General features: G+C 59.5%; 13 protein-coding genes and 2 pseudogenes. 8 read left to right on the plus strand and 7 right to left on the minus strand.

What is annotated here, in order from left to right; genetic code table 11:
* Positions 1-43: 43 nt before the first annotated feature.
* Positions 44-778, minus strand: coding sequence for a transcriptional regulator (locus ACN1C3_RS28045; RefSeq protein ID WP_419118983.1), 735 nt, complete (start codon positions 776-778; stop codon positions 44-46).
* 155 nt (positions 779-933) lie between these two features.
* The gene (locus ACN1C3_RS28050) at positions 934-1,863 is read right to left on the minus strand and encodes a LysR family transcriptional regulator (protein ID WP_419118984.1); all 930 of its coding nucleotides are present in this window, start codon (positions 1,861-1,863) and stop codon (positions 934-936) included.
* Positions 1,864-1,998: 135 nt separating this feature from the next.
* On the opposite strand from ACN1C3_RS28050, the gene ACN1C3_RS28055 reads away from it, so the two are divergent.
* Both ACN1C3_RS28055 and ACN1C3_RS28060 read left to right on the plus strand, forming a co-directional pair.
* On the plus strand, positions 1,999-3,012 hold the full coding sequence (locus ACN1C3_RS28055) for a zinc-binding alcohol dehydrogenase family protein (RefSeq protein ID WP_419118985.1): 1,014 nt from the start codon (positions 1,999-2,001) through the stop codon (positions 3,010-3,012).
* Between the two features lie 149 nt (positions 3,013-3,161).
* Entirely contained in the window at positions 3,162-3,341 is a 180-nt protein-coding gene (locus ACN1C3_RS28060; protein ID WP_419118986.1) for a hypothetical protein, read from the plus strand.
* A 1-nt stretch (position 3,342) separates the two neighbouring features.
* Here the strand turns inward: ACN1C3_RS28060 and ACN1C3_RS28065 are convergent, their stop codons facing one another.
* A complete protein-coding gene (locus ACN1C3_RS28065; protein ID WP_419118987.1) occupies positions 3,343-4,539 on the minus strand; it encodes a multidrug effflux MFS transporter in 1,197 nt (398 codons plus the stop codon).
* Positions 4,540-4,634: 95 nt separating this feature from the next.
* The gene (locus ACN1C3_RS28070; RefSeq protein ID WP_419118988.1) at positions 4,635-4,832 is read right to left on the minus strand and encodes a heavy-metal-associated domain-containing protein; all 198 of its coding nucleotides are present in this window, start codon (positions 4,830-4,832) and stop codon (positions 4,635-4,637) included.
* A 148-nt stretch (positions 4,833-4,980) separates the two neighbouring features.
* On the opposite strand from ACN1C3_RS28070, the gene ACN1C3_RS28075 reads away from it, so the two are divergent.
* The 3 genes from ACN1C3_RS28075 to cueR all read left to right on the plus strand — a co-directional run bounded on the left by ACN1C3_RS28075 (position 4,981) and on the right by cueR (position 8,163).
* Positions 4,981-5,364 (plus strand): hypothetical protein, encoded by a 384-nt coding sequence (locus ACN1C3_RS28075; RefSeq protein ID WP_419118989.1) that lies wholly within the window; start codon positions 4,981-4,983, stop codon positions 5,362-5,364.
* A 190-nt stretch (positions 5,365-5,554) separates the two neighbouring features.
* Positions 5,555-7,753 (plus strand): heavy metal translocating P-type ATPase, encoded by a 2,199-nt coding sequence (locus ACN1C3_RS28080; protein WP_419118990.1) that lies wholly within the window; start codon positions 5,555-5,557, stop codon positions 7,751-7,753.
* Positions 7,750-8,163, plus strand: coding sequence for a Cu(I)-responsive transcriptional regulator (gene cueR / locus ACN1C3_RS28085; protein ID WP_419118991.1), 414 nt, complete (start codon positions 7,750-7,752; stop codon positions 8,161-8,163). The genes ACN1C3_RS28080 and cueR overlap by 4 nt, the downstream gene beginning before the upstream one ends.
* Before the next feature lie 496 nt (positions 8,164-8,659).
* Here the strand turns inward: cueR and ACN1C3_RS28090 are convergent, their stop codons facing one another.
* Positions 8,660-9,553: a PA4780 family RIO1-like protein kinase gene (locus ACN1C3_RS28090; protein ID WP_419118992.1), complete on the minus strand. Its 894-nt coding sequence runs from the start codon at positions 9,551-9,553 to the stop codon at positions 8,660-8,662.
* A 643-nt stretch (positions 9,554-10,196) separates the two neighbouring features.
* Between ACN1C3_RS28090 and ACN1C3_RS28095 the strand changes: the two are divergent.
* Both ACN1C3_RS28095 and ACN1C3_RS28100 read left to right on the plus strand, forming a co-directional pair.
* Positions 10,197-11,129, plus strand: a pseudogene (locus tag ACN1C3_RS28095) (cache domain-containing protein); the annotation flags it as partial.
* Positions 11,130-11,390: 261 nt separating this feature from the next.
* Positions 11,391-11,987: pseudogene (locus ACN1C3_RS28100) on the plus strand (methyl-accepting chemotaxis protein); the annotation flags it as partial.
* A gap of 194 nt (positions 11,988-12,181) precedes the next feature.
* Here the strand turns inward: ACN1C3_RS28100 and ACN1C3_RS28105 are convergent.
* Entirely contained in the window at positions 12,182-12,973 is a 792-nt protein-coding gene (locus tag ACN1C3_RS28105) for an AraC family transcriptional regulator (RefSeq protein ID WP_419118993.1), read from the minus strand.
* A gap of 83 nt (positions 12,974-13,056) precedes the next feature.
* On the opposite strand from ACN1C3_RS28105, the gene ACN1C3_RS28110 reads away from it, so the two are divergent.
* Complete coding sequence (locus tag ACN1C3_RS28110) at positions 13,057-14,085, plus strand: bile acid:sodium symporter family protein (RefSeq protein WP_419118994.1); 1,029 nt, start codon at positions 13,057-13,059, stop codon at positions 14,083-14,085.
* Here the strand turns inward: ACN1C3_RS28110 and ACN1C3_RS28115 are convergent.
* On the minus strand, positions 14,072-15,349 hold the full coding sequence (locus ACN1C3_RS28115; RefSeq protein ID WP_419118995.1) for an acetyl-CoA C-acetyltransferase: 1,278 nt from the start codon (positions 15,347-15,349) through the stop codon (positions 14,072-14,074). The two genes, ACN1C3_RS28110 and ACN1C3_RS28115, sit on opposite strands and share 14 nt — an antisense overlap.
* Positions 15,350-15,422: the final 73 nt, after the last annotated feature.

Consider the following 15,422-nt stretch of genomic DNA (forward strand, 5'->3'; position numbering starts at 1 on the left):
GAACGACGTTTGAAACCCGAGAGCACAGACGTCGCTGCAAACATCATGTGGCCTTTTCCAGCTCGGTCAGCTTGGCGAAGCTGGCGATTTCACGTTGCCCGATCGCGGTGATTTGCAGAGCGCGTGATTCGCCCGGGATGCTCAGCCAGCCCGACTGCATGAATAGCTGCAGCAACCCGGCGCCCAGCGCTCCGCCCAAATGAGGTCGACGCTCGCTCCAGTCAGGACAGGAACAGGCAATCTGCGTGTCTCGCTGAGCGAGCGCCTGGATGAAAATACCCCGTGCCGCAAGCTGGCTGGCGCCTTTATGGGTGACGACGATGCGTTGATGGGACTGCTCGATCCAGCCCGCATCCAGTAGTCGTTGATAAAGATCAGCGGCCATCTCTCCGCCCAGATGATCATGACAAATCCGCGCCTTCAGCAGCGAGGACGCAGGTATCTGGTTTTTTGCCGGGGAGATGCTGCGCTTTAATCCGTCAGGCATCGCCAGTGGTGCACTGGCGATAGAGGCGCTGGCCAAGGCTTCGACTGCGGCGCCTATTTCGGGAGCGGCAAGGCGAAAAAAACGCTTTCGCCCACGCGCTTCGACTTTCAACAGCCCTCCAGCAGACAAGCGCGCCAAGTGCGCACTGGCCGAGGACAGTGACAAACCTGCCAGTAACGCCAACTCTTCGGATTGCCGGGCGGTACCGTCCATTAAGGCCCACATCATTGCGCTACGCTTTGGGTCTGCCAGCAACGTGGCAATCTGACTGATGCAAGGTGCATATTCCATGTCTTAACTCCCTGTTGAATCGTTCGTCTACTGCGCTGAGACATATTGACCCGTAATGTATCACCGACCAAGACATGAAAACCGGGCGATATTGCAAACTAAAGCGACCAACTTCTTCGAAAACAACGAAAAAGCCCATCACTATTTAAGGGCGGTTAATCATCAGAGACAAACACTGTTGGGCATTGACTGGATAACGTCTCACACCGTGACTTAATCATTTCACGCAGCAAGTTCACCGGCTTACTTAATTGTGCGCGATGGGCGCACAACAAATTCAGCGGTGCACGCTCACACAGTAACTCCGGCATCAGCACTCGCAAACGACCGGCCAGCACATCGGCAGCCACATCGAGCCAGGATTTATAGGCAATCCCCGCACCCGCCACGGCCCACAAACGCACCACATCGGCATCGTCACTGAAGCGATCGCCGCTGACGGTCAACCCCACTTCGCGCTTGCCGTCATGAAAGGTCCAGTGATCGTGAACCCGGCTGCCAAGCATGAATAACAGACAATTATGCTGAGCCAATTGCTCCAGTTGCCGAGGCTCGCCATGCCGGGCCAGATAGCTGGGGGCGGCGCACAACACTCGGCGGTTCTGCGGGGCAATTGGCAAGGCCACCAGGCTTGAGTCTTCCGGCTCACCGTAACGCAGTGCGATATCCACCGGCTGACGGAACAGATCGGCAATCCGGTCACCCAACAACAAGCGCACGGTGAGCTTGGGGTGTTCACGCTGGAACTCATCCAGCCAGGGCAGCAGCAAATTGCGCCCAAAATCGGAAGGTGCCGACAGCTGCAGAATCCCGCTTACCTGATCCTGCCCGCTGGCCAGCAGCCGACGCCCCTCGTCAAGGTTGCTCAACGCGGCCCGGGCGTATTCAAGGAAGCCTTCGCCCTCGGCGGTCAGACGCAGACTGCGGGTCGAACGCGCCAGCAACCGGGCACCCAATTGCTGCTCGATACGTTTCAACGCGGCACTGGCCACCGCCGCCGACATATCCATCACCCGCGCCGCCGCAGACAAACTGCCCAAGTCCGCCGCACGCACGAACAACTGCAAGTCATCGAAACGCAACATCGTTAATCACCGGCCATTATCAAAAAAATATTGAAAGAGACTGCTGTTTTAGCGGGTTTTATCTTCGAGAGAAATAGCCAATGATCTGCCCATCGAAATATTACCCTCCAGTTTTATTACCCCTTGGGAGCTTCCATGAAAGCCATTGCCTACTACGCGTCCTTGCCCATCAACGACCCCAAATCCCTGCAGGACATCGAACTGCCAGAACCGCTGGCCGGCCCACGGGATTTGTTGGTTGAAGTCAAAGCCATCTCGGTCAACCCGGTGGACACCAAAGTCCGTCAGAACGTCCAGCCCGAAGGCCGCGCTGCCAAGGTGTTGGGGTGGGATGTGGCCGGTGTGGTCAAAGCCGTCGGTAGCGAAGTCAGTCTGTTCAAGGCCGGTGACAAGGTGTTCTATGCCGGCTCCATCGCCCGTGCCGGCGGCAACAGCGAACTGCACGTCGTTGATGAACGAATTGTCGGTCACATGCCAAAAACCCTCGGCTTCGCACAAGCCGCTGCATTGCCGCTGACCGCGATCACCGCCTGGGAGTTGCTCTTCGAACGGTTGCAAATCCAGGAAGGAAAAGCCGATCAGGGCCAAAGCCTGCTGATCGTCGGCGCCGCCGGTGGCGTGGGCTCGATCCTGACCCAACTGGCCAGCCAACTCACGGCACTGAAAGTGATTGGCACCGCGTCACGCCCCGAAACCCAGAGCTGGGTGCGTGAACTGGGGGCTGATCTGGTGATCGATCACAGCCAGCCGCTCAGCGAAGAACTCAATCGCGCCGGCCAGACTCAGGTGACCCACGTCGCCAGCCTGACCCAGACCGACGAACACCTCGATCAACTGGTCGAAGCGCTGGCGCCTCAAGGCAAACTGGCACTGATCGATGATCCAAAGGCGCTGGACGTCACCAAGCTCAAGCGCAAGAGCCTGTCGCTGCATTGGGAGTTCATGTACACCCGCTCGCTGTTCGAAACCGCAGACATGCTCGAACAGCACAAGCTGCTCAATCGCGTGGCTGAGCTTATCGACGCCGGCACCCTGAGAACCACCGTCGGCGAACACTTCGGCACCATCAACGCGGCCAACCTGCGTCGAGCTCACGAACTGCTGGAAAGCGGCAAGTCCAAAGGCAAGATCGTACTCGAAGGCTTCTAAAACACAGAGCTGTGGGAGTCATCCGCAATAGGTGTGGGAGGCGGATGACACCGTCAGTCAGAGACTTGACCTCAGTCATATTTCTGAACGCATTCGGGGTCTACACTTGTGTCCTTTGCAATGTTGTCTTTTACATGAGGAGGTCAGCAATGAAGATCCTGATAAAAGAACTGGCAAAATCTCAAGGCCCTCAATGGCAGGTCAGGCTCGACCAGCACGCGGTGACATTCCGCAGTGAAGCCGAAGCCCGCGCCTTCGCCACGACCCTGGAAACACGACTACAAGCCCCCCATCGATTTCCTGACCGTCAGCAACTAGCTGCTGGCTGAGTCAGACCGCCGCTTGCGCCGCGATTCTCGCGTTCTGCAGTCGGCGGGTGGCCATGGCCACAGTCACTGCAAGAATTCCGCACAGACTGATCACCATGGCCATCGGCATGGCGCTGCCGTCATGCAGAATCCCGACCAGTGACGCCGCTCCGGCGGCGACACTGAACTGCAAGCACCCGAGCATTGCCGAAGCACTGCCCGCCCGTGCGCCTTGACCACTCATGGCGCAGGCCGAGGCATTGGGAATGATGCAGCCCAGACTCGCGATGCAGATGAACAGCGGCACCAGCAACGGCCACAACTGAGTCGTGTGCAGCGCGCTGACGCCCAGCAAGGTCAGCCCGGCCGCCAGATAAACCCACACCGTGCGCGCCAGCAAAAAGGCCGGCCCACGCCTGGACAGCAACCGCGCATTGATCTGTGCCACCAGAATGAAGCCCGCCGCGTTAGTACCGAACAGCCAGCCGAAATGCTCGGCCGGCACGCCGTAGAGTTTGATGAAGACGAAGGGGGAACCGGCGATGTAGGCAAACATCCCGGCAATCGCGATGCCGCCGGTCAGGGCATGACCGAGAAAGACCTTGTCTGACAGCAACCGACCATATTGTCGCAAAGCGCCTGACAACGGTTGGCGCGGCTGATTGGCCGGCAGGCTTTCCGGCAATCCCAGCGCCACGGCCAGAGCAGACAGCGCACTGAACAAGGTCAGCATAATAAAGATCGACTGCCAGCCATAAAGGTTGACCATCAGCCCGCCAAGCATCGGCGCGAGGATCGGCGCCAGGCCCATCACCAGCATCAATTGTGAAAAGACTTTGGCCGACGCCACTGCATCGCACTTATCACTGACCACCGCCCGGGAAATCACCATCCCCGCGCAACCGCCCAAGGCCTGGACGAAACGCGCGCCAATCAGCCAGTCGAGGCTAGGCGCAAACGCACAGGCCAGGGACGCCAGGGTAAACAGCGTGACCCCGGCCAGCAGTGGAATCCGCCGACCGAAGCGATCCGCAACCGGACCATAGGCCAGTTGCCCGATGGACAAGCCAAGAAAATAAGCTGCCAGCGTCAGCTGAACGTGTTTTTCATCTGTACCAAACGCCAGGGCCATTGCCGGAAAGGCCGGCAGATAGAAGTCAATCGCCAGCGGGCCGAAGGCGCTCAACGCGCCGAGAATCATAATTGTGCGCAAGTTCATCTGGCATCCAGGTTTCGCGTCAGTCAGCAGTCCGACAGTCTAGCCGCGCTTGGATGCCTTGAACATTCCGATAGGTCGCTAACTAATAAAAAGACTCAGGCCAGCGTCACCGCGTAACCTTCTTCGCTGATCAGGTCGATCACTTCCTCTGTCGACAGAGCGCTTTCAACGCCCACCTCTTTTGCAGCGAGGTCGACCTGAACACTGGCCGCCGGGTCCTTGTCTTGCAGCGCTTGAGTAATGGCCCGAACGCAGTGGCCGCACGACATACCTTGAACGTTGAATACTTGCATGAGGCTTCTCCTTGAATGAGGGATGTGGCCATCCTTGACCTTGCCACGATGGCAAGGTCAAGTTCTGCTTTGATCTGCCGGGCTGGCAATCGGTGCCGTGCTCGGCCAAGCTGCGCCATCAATGACACAACAGTAGGAGATTCAGCCCATGCGCTGGTCAGCCTTTAGCCTATTCAGCATCCTCAGCCTTTTCGGTACGGCGCAAATGGCCTGTGCCGCCGGAGAAGATTACGGCGTGCTGATTATTTCCCGCGAACGCCTGGAAGTCGCGACCTCTTGCGAGATCGGTGTGTACATCCAGGATCAGTTGTCCGCGCGACTGTTCCAGGAGCAGAGCACTTCGTTCAATTTGCCACCAGGCAGCGTTTCGCTACGGCTCAAGCTGTTGCCGGGCCAGGCACCGGGCTGCAACCCCGGGATGCTGGCGCCTGGTTCGCAGAACATCACCCTCAAGGCGGGTCAGATCCTCAAATTCCGTATCGCCATGACCCAGGCAGGTATGTACCTGAAACCGGCGGCGCTGGGATATTGATCAGTTCGACGCACATTGAGAGTTGGCTGTTATGCCGTCTTCGCGGGCAAGCTCGCTCCCACAGGTTATGCGCGATACCTGTGGGAGCGGGCTTGCCCGCGAATGGTTTTTGCTGACGATGCAATGGCGCTTGACCTTGCCAGCATGGCAAGGTTGATCCTGTAGTTAATTTCTACAGGGAGTACGCCCCATGCCCGAATCAATCACCTTCGATCTGCCGATTGCCGGCATGACCTGCGCCAGTTGTGCCGGGCGGGTCGAGCGAGCACTGGGTAAAGTCGCCGGGGTGAAGAGCGTCAGCGTCAACCTGGCCAATGAACGTGCGCACCTCGAATTGCTTGGCCAGATCCCGCCCGCGACCTTGATCGCAGCCGTCAGCAAAGCCGGATACTCCGCCAGCCTGTGGCAAAGCGAGCAATCGACGTTCACTGATCAACAACAGCGTTTGCATCGCGAGCGCTGGGCCTCGTTGCTGGCAATCATTCTGGGGTTGCCGTTGGTACTGCCGATGCTGGTGCAACCCTTCGGCCTGCACTGGATGCTCCCGGCCTGGGTGCAATTTGCCTTGGCGACGCCGGTGCAGTTCATCTTCGGTGCGCGTTTTTATGTCGCTGCCTGGAAGGCCGTTCGGGCCGGTGCCGGGAACATGGACTTACTGGTGGCTCTGGGCACCAGCGCCGGGTATGGCCTGAGTCTTTATGAATGGGCGACTGCGACCGCCGGTAGCATGCCGCACCTGTATTTCGAAGCGTCGGCGGTGGTGATCGCTCTGGTGCTGCTCGGTAAATACCTGGAAAGCCGCGCCAAGCGCCAGACTGCCAGCGCCATCCGCGCCCTTGAAGCCTTGCGTCCAGAACGGGCGATTCAAGTCATCGACGGCCGCGAACAGGACGTCGCCATCAGCGATTTGCGCCTTAATGATCTGGTCATGGTCAAACCCGGTGAACGTTTCCCGGTGGATGGCGAAGTGATCGAAGGTCAGAGCCATGCCGATGAAGCGCTGATCAGCGGCGAAAGCCTGCCCGTGCCGAAGCAACCCGGCGACCCAGTCACCGGTGGTGCGATCAATGGCGAAGGTCGTCTGTTGGTGCGCACCCTGGCGCTCGGTGCGGAAACGGTCCTGGCGCGGATCATTCGTCTGGTGGAAGACGCCCAGGCCGGTAAGGCGCCGATCCAAAAACTGGTGGATAAAGTCAGCCAGGTGTTCGTGCCCGTCGTGCTGTTGCTGGCACTGGCGACGCTGGTCGGTTGGTGGCTGTATGGCGCGCCGTTGGAAACTGCCGTCATCAATGCGGTCGCGGTATTGGTGATCGCCTGCCCGTGCGCTCTGGGCCTGGCAACGCCCACGGCGATCATGGCCGGGACCGGTGTTGCGGCCCGCCACGGCATTTTGATCAAGGACGCCGAAGCACTGGAACGCGCCCATGAAGTCAGCGCGGTGGTTTTCGACAAGACCGGCACATTGACCTCCGGCGCTCCGCAAATCGTCCACCTCAGCGCCATCGATGGTGACGAAGACCGCCTGCTGCAACTGGCCGGCGCTCTGCAACGCGGCAGTGAACACCCGCTGGCCAAAGCCGTGCTGGACGCCTGCGCCGAACGCGATTTGTCCGTGGCCGATGTCAGCGCCAGCCAGTCCCTGACGGGTCGTGGCATCGCCGGTACGTTAGATGGCCGCCGCCTCGCTCTGGGCAATCGGCGACTATTGGAGGAAAGCGGCTTGAATGCCGGCACACTCAACGAGTCCGCTCAACGCTGGGAAACAGAAGGCCGGACGCTGTCCTGGCTCATCGAACAAAGCCCGCAACCCCGGGTGCTCGGTCTGTTCGCATTTGGCGACACCCTCAAGCCCGGCGCCCTGCAAGCGGTGCAAGCGCTGAACGCCCGCCATATCAGCAGCCATCTGCTGACGGGCGACAACCGTGGCAGCGCCCGGGTCGTCGCTCAAGCATTGGGCATCACCGATGTACACGCCGAAGTGCTGCCAGCCGATAAAGCCGCCACCGTCGCCGAGCTGAAGAAAACCGGCGTAGTAGCCATGGTCGGCGATGGCATCAACGATGCACCGGCACTCGCGGCGGCCGATATCGGTATTGCCATGGGTGGCGGCACCGACGTTGCCATGCATGCAGCCGGAATCACCTTGATGCGCGGCGATCCGCGACTGGTGCCGGCGGCGCTGGAGATCAGCCGCAAGACCTACGCGAAGATCCGCCAGAACCTGTTCTGGGCCTTCGTCTATAACCTGATCGGGATTCCGCTGGCGGCATTCGGCCTGCTCAATCCGGTTCTGGCCGGCGCCGCCATGGCACTGTCCAGCGTCAGCGTGGTAAGCAATGCGTTACTGTTGAAAACCTGGAAACCCAAAGACCTGGAGGACGCTGAATGAACATCGGCCAAGCAGCCCGTCAGAGCGGTCTGAGTGCAAAGATGATTCGTTATTACGAGTCGATCGGTCTGCTCAAGGCGGCCCATCGCACCGACAGCGGCTACCGCGTGTACGGTGACGCCGACCTGCACACCCTGGCCTTTATCAAACGTTCACGGGATCTGGGGTTCTCACTGGAAGAAGTCGGCAAACTGCTGACCCTCTGGCAGGATCGACAGCGTGCCAGCGCCGACGTCAAAGCACTGGCTCATCAGCATATCGAGGCGCTGAACCTGAAGATCCGCGAGTTGGGGCAGTTACGCGACACCTTGCAGGATCTGGTCGAACACTGTCACGGCGACCATCGACCCGACTGCCCGATCCTCAAGGAACTGGCCTCGGGTGGATGCTGTGAGAAGGGTGTTGCCTGATCTGACGCCTTCGCGGGCAAGCCCCAATGCCGGTCAGTTAAGCGGCATTTTTTCGAGGAGCGCTTCAGATTATTCGCCGGGCTCAAAAACCACCCCTCACCCCAGCCCTCCCGGAACGCCGGACCGCCCCAGAGGGGCGAGGGAGCAGAATGTGAGTTTCTGAAGATGTGCTGTGACCTGAAAGTAATACGTTGAATCCATAATCGACCCGATTTCACAGGTCGCAGCAGCTCGGCAGACACTCAAGATCAGTTCCCTCGCCCCTCTGGGGCGGTCCGGCGTTCCGGGAGGGTTAGGGTGAGGGGTGGATTTCGGACCAGAGCACAGCACCCGGATCTGACTTTTCCTTAACTGACTGGCATTGGGGCAAGCCCGCCCCCACAGGGATCGCGCATAACCTGTGGGAGCGGGCTTGCCCGCGAAGGCAGACGACTCGGTTTCGAATAAAACACCCTCCACAAAAAATCCGGCCGAGGCCGGATTTTTGTTTAGCCCATCACTGCATCCAGGGTGGAGGCGGCTCTTCGGCCTTGCTCGGAGGCGCGTCGTCTGCGGCGCGCACCGCTTGTCGACGTTCCTCATCGAGCCGTGCGGCTTCGATCTCACGCATGATGCCGCCGACATCCGCCAACTCTTCCGGCTCGTCGAACTCACCGGTCAATACACTGGCCGGGTGCAAGGTGCCAGCCTCATACAAGGCCCACATCTCCTTGGCGTACTTGGTGCCCTTCAACTGCGGCGCAAAACGCCCGAAGTAGGACGCCATATTGCCGACATCCCGTTCCAGCATGCTGAACGCGTGGTTGTTGCCCGCCGCATCCACCGCTTGCGGCAGATCGATGATCACCGGGCCTGTCGGCGTCAACAGCACGTTGAACTCGGACAGGTCACCGTGCACCAGACCGGTACACAACATCAGCACGATCTGCTGGATCAGGAAGGCGTGATACTCAAGCGCCTGATCCGGTTCCAGTACCACGTCGTTCAAACGCGGCGCCGCGTCGCCGTATTCATCGGCGATCAGTTCCATCAGCAGCACGCCTTCAAGGAAGTCGTACGGTTTGGGGACTCGTACGCCAGCACCGGCCAGACGGAACAACGCCGCCACTTCGGCATTCTGCCAGGCGTCTTCGGTTTCTTTCTTGCCGAACTTGGAGCCCTTGGCCATCGCTCGAGCCTGACGGCTGTTGCGCACCTTGCGGCCTTCCTGATACTCGGCCGCCTGACGAAAACTTCGTTTATTCGCCTCCTTGTAAACCTTGGCGCAACGTAACTCGTTACCGCAGCGCACCACATAAACAGCTGCTTCTTTACCACTCATGAGTGGGCGCAGCACCTCGTCGACCAGACCGTCCTCGATCAGGGGTTCAATGCGTTTTGGAGTCTTCATCAGCTTTTATTGTGGGTCCTTTATTACCAAACACGCGAATGTCACTCGTTATACGGCAATCCTCTCACACGGGGGAGAGGTTGCCGACCTATGAACACCTCAGAAGCACTCAATGTGCCAGATAAATCAGCCAAACCTGCCGATTTCGATCGACCGCCCGAATCATAGCCGAGTGTTCTGCTCTTGTTGGCAACCAGATACAACGGTATTTCCGACAGAAGCTGACACCACGGCGCCAGGTCTGCGTAGGATTTTTTGCGAAGGGCCTCAATTTTCCCCGCCGCCGGCCGAAGTCATCAGAGACAACACATTTTTGTCAGACAACCAGAAAAAAGACGCCAGCGGACCGCGTTGGTTCTCCTTGACGGAGACCGCCCACGTCGCAGGGTGAAAGGGACTGCAAAAAAACACCGCAAGGCTGTTACGGCTGCCATTAATCCGCGAGTCATCAGCACTTCGTGGGCTTATAAGAAAATCTGGAGCGCGGATGAACATCAAACAAAAACTGACGTGGGCGTTTGCAATCATCGCCTGCTTGCCCGTCATCCTGGTCGCCACCCTGGTGGTGCTGAACCTGCGCAGCGATGCGAAAGACAGTTTCGTCGACGGCAGCGGCCGTGAGATTCGTCAGGTCAGCAACGCCATGCAAATATTCTTCGATGGCATCAGCCAGAACGTCAACTATCTGGCCAACCAGCCGCTGATCAAAAACACTGATGACAGCCTCAAAACTTACGTCAGCGCCAACGCGGCAGACATTCCTCAAGGGGAAATGGACAAACAGGTTTTTACCCTGCTCGAGAGCATTGGCACCAGCCATCCGTCTTACGCCTATGCGATCGTGGGGACCAATGCCGGCGGTTACGTCTCCTGGCCTGACGAAGCGAAGCTGAACAACTACGACCCCCGTCAGCGCCCCTGGTACAAGGCTGCCATGGCCAATCCGGGCAAACCGTTTCGCACAGAAGCTTATTACTATGCCGCCGACGACACGACCTATGTCAGCACCGTGCGCACCATCGGCAACAAGTTGGGCGCCATGGGTGGCGTGGTCAGCATCGACGTGACGCTTAAGCAGCTCACCGAAATTGTCAAACAGATCAAGCTCGGCGATACCGGCTACCTGATGCTGATGGAAAACACCGGCACGGTGCTGGTCGATCCCAAGCAACCGGAGCACAACTTTAAAGCCCTGAGCAGCCTCGGCGACGGTTATGCACAGCTGGCCAAGGCCGGCAAAGGCCTGGTGGAAGTCGAACTGAACGGCGAGCGCTACATGGCCAACGTCTGGCCGTCGGAACAGCTGGGCTGGACCTTTATCGGCCTGATCAAACAAACCGAAGTGATGAGTTCGGCGACCCAGTTGACCTGGTTGATCGCAATCATCGCCGCGGTGTTGGCGGTGATCTTCGCCGTGGTCGGGGCGAGTTTCGCCAGCCTTATCGTGCGGCCGATCCGCAGTGTTGCCAGTGGCCTGGAAGGGATTGCTCAAGGTGAAGGCGACCTGACGAAGAACCTGCAGATCCGTGGCAGCGATGAAACCGCGCAACTGGCCAACTGGTTCAACCAGTTCCTGGCCGCCATCCGCAGCCTGATCCAGAACATCGGCCAGGCAGCGAACAAGATCCTCGCCACCTCCAAGAGTTCGACCCAGGTCTCCAGCGACATGGCCGAAGCCGCCGGGCGCCAGCGCGAAGCAGTAGATATGGTGTCCACGGCGTTCCACGAAATGGTCGCCACTGCCAACGAAGTCGCGCGCTCCTGCAGCCAGGCCGCCGAGTCGGCCGACAGCGGCCAGCGCCAGGCCCGCGAAGGCCAGCAGCAGATCGATGACGCGGTCAGCAGCGTCGATCAGTTGAGCCAGGAGATCGAGCAGTCAGCGCAGTCGATGCAGCAACTGGAGCGTGACAGCAATGACATCCAGTCGATTCTCGGCACCATCCGCTCCATCGCCGAGCAAACCAACCTGTTGGCGTTGAACGCCGCCATCGAAGCCGCCCGTGCAGGCGAACAAGGTCGTGGTTTTGCGGTGGTGGCCGATGAAGTGCGAGCCCTGGCCAAACGTACCGCCGACTCCACAGCGGAAATCGACGGCCTGCTCGGCAATCTGGCCAAGCGCACCAGTCAGGTCACGCAGCAAATGCACGCCAGCCTCGAAGTGTCGCAACAGTCGGTCAGCCGCATTGGTCTGGCGCGCAGCAGCTTCGGGCAGATCCGTGAGTCGGTGGACGTGATCCGCGACATGAACACCCAGATCGCCACCGCGGCGGAAGAACAGCATCAGGTCGCTGAAGACATCAATCGCCACATCAGCCAGATCCATGGTGATGCGCAGTTGGTGGCAGAACTGGCCAACTCGGCGCGGCTCGATTCCCAGAGCCTGGCGGGGTTGTCCAATGAGCTGGATGTTTTGGTGAGAAGGTTCCGCACGTAAGCGAGCTGAACACTTGTGGCGAGGGGGCTTACCCCGCTGGACTGCGAAGCGGTCCTAAAATCAGCGACCGCGTTTTTTCAGATACACCGCGTCCATCGGTTTTACGACCGCTACGCGGCCGATCGCGGGCAAGCCTCGCTCCCACATGGATCGCCTATCACCTGTGGGAGCGAGGCTTGCCCGCGAAGGCGGTGTCATTGTTTGAACAACTCCCCCGGGGTAAACCCGAACAACCCCTTGAACGCCGCAATAAACGCCGAGGTTGAGTCATAACCACAAGACAGCGCGGCAGTGGTCACGCTGTCGCCCTCCTCCAAGGTGCTAAGCGATGACAACAAGCGCATGCGCTGACGCCAGCCACGAAAACTCAATCCCGTCTCACGCTGAAACAAACGCATCAGGGTTTTCTCCGACGTCCCCAGGCGCTCCGCCCATTCGTGCAAGGTGACGCTTTGCTCGGGGCTGGCGATCAGCTCGTTACACAGCCCCAGCAAGCGTGGATGGCGCGGCAGCGGCAAAGAAAATCCAACCTCCGGCAAGCTTGCCAACTGGTCCATCAGCACCTGCACCAGGCGCGCTTCGCTGCTGTTGCCCTGTGGATAATCCACCGGCAACTGGCAAAAACTCTTGATCAATTCCCGCGCCAGCGACGTCACTTCCAGCACCCGGCAACGCTCAGGCGCCCATGCGCAATCCTCGCGACGCACATAGAGGCTGCGCATTTCCGCGCGCATGGAAGTCACCACTTGATGCTCCAGATCAGCCGGAATCCAGATCCCCCACTGGGGCGGCGCAAAAAAGCTGCCTTCGGCGGTGTGCACACCGAGTACACCGCTGATCGCGTAGGAAAACTGCACCCAGTCGTGGCGGTGAGGCGGCGTCCAGGAGCCGGCGCTGAGGCTTTCAGCACGGGCATACAGCGGACGTGGCAATGCCGTGAGGGCGGGAATTTGCCGTTCGAGTCCACGTTGTCCGTTAGTCGGCATTGATTGGCCTTATGTCGCAAGACGGCTGATTACACCGACGTTAGGCTAAGTCATCAATTCTTACAATCTTGGCGGTGCCAGATATGCATGCCTTCAAACACCTCAAACGCGTGGTCACCGACTGGTTCTTGTGCGGCATGCTGGTGGCGACCTTGCTGTCGTACCTGTTTCCACGCTTTGGCGCTTCGGGCGGATCGATGCATGCCGAATGGGTGATCAACATAGGTGTGTTTCTGGTGTTCTTTCTGCACGGGGTTAATCTGTCCAGCGAACAAATCAGCCATGGCCTGAAGAACTGGCGCCTGCACGTCATGGTGCAGTGCTTCACCTTCGTGGTGTTTCCACTGATCTGGCTGTTGAGCGACAAACTGTTGGGGTCCCATGTCCCGTCGTTGTTGATGCTCGGCTTCTTATATTTGTGCGCCCTGCCCTCGACCATCTCGTCCTCTGTGGCCTTGACCGGCAGCGCCGGTGGCAACGTCCCCGCAGCGATTCTCAATGCCAGTCTGTCCAGCGTGCTGGGGATTTTCATCACGCCGTTGTTGGTGAGTTTTGTAGTGGGAAGTGGCGCGGGCGGGATTGACCTGGGTTCAACCCTGCTGGACCTCTGCGCGATGTTGCTGCTGCCGCTGGTGCTCGGCCAGTTACTGCGGCCGCTGTTCGGCAAGTTTTTCGCTCGGCACAAGCGCTACACCAATATCGTCGACAAGCTGGTGATTCTGTTGCTGGTCTACGCCGCCTTCTGTAACTCGATGGTTTCCGGCATGTGGCAGCAGCAGGGCAACTCAGTGATTCTCAGTGCCTTGGTCGGCAGCGCAATCCTGCTGGCAATCATCCTCTGGATGACCACCCGTACCGCCCGCGCCTTGAAGTTTAGCCCGGCCGACGAAATTGCCGCAGTGTTCTGTTCCAGCAAAAAGTCTCTGGCCGCCGGTGCTCCGATGGCCGCGCTGATCTTCGGCACCAACCCGGGGCTGGGGCTGATCCTGCTGCCGATCATGATCTATCACCCGTTGCAGTTGATCGTCTGCTCGGTGATGGCCGAAAGTTACGCCAACCGCAATCGGTTGATCGCCGAGCAGCAACAGCGCGCTGCGATCAGCGCTCAATAATCGCCGTGACACCCTGACCACCGGCGGCGCAGATCGAGATCAAACCTCGGCCCTGCCCCGCCGCATCGAGCAGCTTGGCCAGGTTAGCGACGATCCGCCCACCCGTAGCCGCAAATGGATGCCCGGCGGCCAACGAGCTGCCTTTGACGTTGAGCCGGCTGCGGTCGATTGAGCCCAGCGGCGCGTCCAGGCCGAGGCGGGTTTTGCAATATTCTGGATCTTCCCAGGCCTTGAGGGTGCACAGCACTTGTGCGGCGAAGGCTTCATGGATTTCGTAGTAATCGAAGTCCTGCAGCGTCAGACCGTTGCGCGCCAGCAAGCGCGGCACCGCATACACCGGCGCCATCAACAGGCCTTCCGCACCTTTGACAAAATCCACCGCCGCCGCTTCGCCGTCACGCAGATAAGCCAGAATCGGCAACCCGCGCTCCTTCGCCCACGCCTCACTGCCCAGCAACACCAGTGACGCACCATCGGTCAGCGGCGTCGAGTTGCCCGCGGTCAACGTGCCTTTTTCACTGCGTTCAAACGCAGGTTTCAGCGACGCGAGTTTTTCCAGAGTCAGGTCGGGGCGCAGGTTGTTGTCGCGGGTCAGGCCGAGGAATGGCGTCATCAAGTCGTTCTGCCAACCTTCAGCGTAGGCGGCGGCCATTTTCTGATGACTCTCCAGCGCCAGCTGATCCTGCTCGGCGCGGGGGATGTTCCAGGTCTGTGCCATCAACTCGCAATGCTCGCCCATGGACAGCCCAGTGCGCGGTTCGCCGTTGCGCGGCAGTTCGGGTTTCAGATGATGAGGGCGAAGTTGCAACAGGGCATTCAGCTTTTCGGCAGTGGTCTTGCTGCGATTGACCTCCAATAGAATCTTGCGCAGCCCTTCATTCACACCGATCGGTGCATCGGACGTGGTATCGACGCCGCCAGCGATGCCGCACTCGATCTGGCCCAGAGCAATTTTGTTCGCCACCAGCAGCGCCGCTTCAAGGCCGGTTCCGCAGGCTTGTTGAATGTCGTAGGCCGAGGTGGTCGGTGACAGCCGCGAGCCGAGCACGCATTCGCGGGTCAGGTTGAAATCGCGCGAATGCTTGAGCACCGCGCCGGCAACCACTTCACCCATGCGCAGACCGTGCAGGTTATAGCGTTCGATCAGCCCTTCGAGCGCTGCCGTCAGCATCGCCTGGTTGCTCGCGGTGGCATAAGGACCGTTGGAGCGAGCGAAGGGGATGCGGTTACCGCCGATAATTGCAACGCGGCGCAGCTGAGTCATGAAAAGCTCCCTATTCTGTGAGTGGTACAACCCACAAGCGTAGGCCGTATCTCGTCGATCGAACGACTGATGA

Source organism: Pseudomonas sp. H11T01 (genome assembly GCF_048515765.1).
In the GTDB taxonomy this organism is placed as follows: domain Bacteria; phylum Pseudomonadota; class Gammaproteobacteria; order Pseudomonadales; family Pseudomonadaceae; genus Aquipseudomonas.

Coding starts and splice junctions, on each gene's coding strand:
- ACN1C3_RS28045 (WP_419118983.1), bottom strand. CDS start 778: ATGGAATATGCACCTTGCATCAGTCAGATTGCCACGTTGCTGGCAGAC.
- ACN1C3_RS28050 (WP_419118984.1), bottom strand. CDS start 1,863: ATGTTGCGTTTCGATGACTTGCAGTTGTTCGTGCGTGCGGCGGACTTG.
- ACN1C3_RS28055 (WP_419118985.1), top strand. CDS start 1,999: ATGAAAGCCATTGCCTACTACGCGTCCTTGCCCATCAACGACCCCAAA.
- ACN1C3_RS28060 (WP_419118986.1), top strand. CDS start 3,162: ATGAAGATCCTGATAAAAGAACTGGCAAAATCTCAAGGCCCTCAATGG.
- ACN1C3_RS28065 (WP_419118987.1), bottom strand. CDS start 4,539: ATGAACTTGCGCACAATTATGATTCTCGGCGCGTTGAGCGCCTTCGGC.
- ACN1C3_RS28070 (WP_419118988.1), bottom strand. CDS start 4,832: ATGCAAGTATTCAACGTTCAAGGTATGTCGTGCGGCCACTGCGTTCGG.
- ACN1C3_RS28075 (WP_419118989.1), top strand. CDS start 4,981: ATGCGCTGGTCAGCCTTTAGCCTATTCAGCATCCTCAGCCTTTTCGGT.
- ACN1C3_RS28080 (WP_419118990.1), top strand. CDS start 5,555: ATGCCCGAATCAATCACCTTCGATCTGCCGATTGCCGGCATGACCTGC.
- cueR (WP_419118991.1), top strand. CDS start 7,750: ATGAACATCGGCCAAGCAGCCCGTCAGAGCGGTCTGAGTGCAAAGATG.
- ACN1C3_RS28090 (WP_419118992.1), bottom strand. CDS start 9,553: ATGAAGACTCCAAAACGCATTGAACCCCTGATCGAGGACGGTCTGGTC.
- ACN1C3_RS28105 (WP_419118993.1), bottom strand. CDS start 12,973: ATGCCGACTAACGGACAACGTGGACTCGAACGGCAAATTCCCGCCCTC.
- ACN1C3_RS28110 (WP_419118994.1), top strand. CDS start 13,057: ATGCATGCCTTCAAACACCTCAAACGCGTGGTCACCGACTGGTTCTTG.
- ACN1C3_RS28115 (WP_419118995.1), bottom strand. CDS start 15,349: ATGACTCAGCTGCGCCGCGTTGCAATTATCGGCGGTAACCGCATCCCC.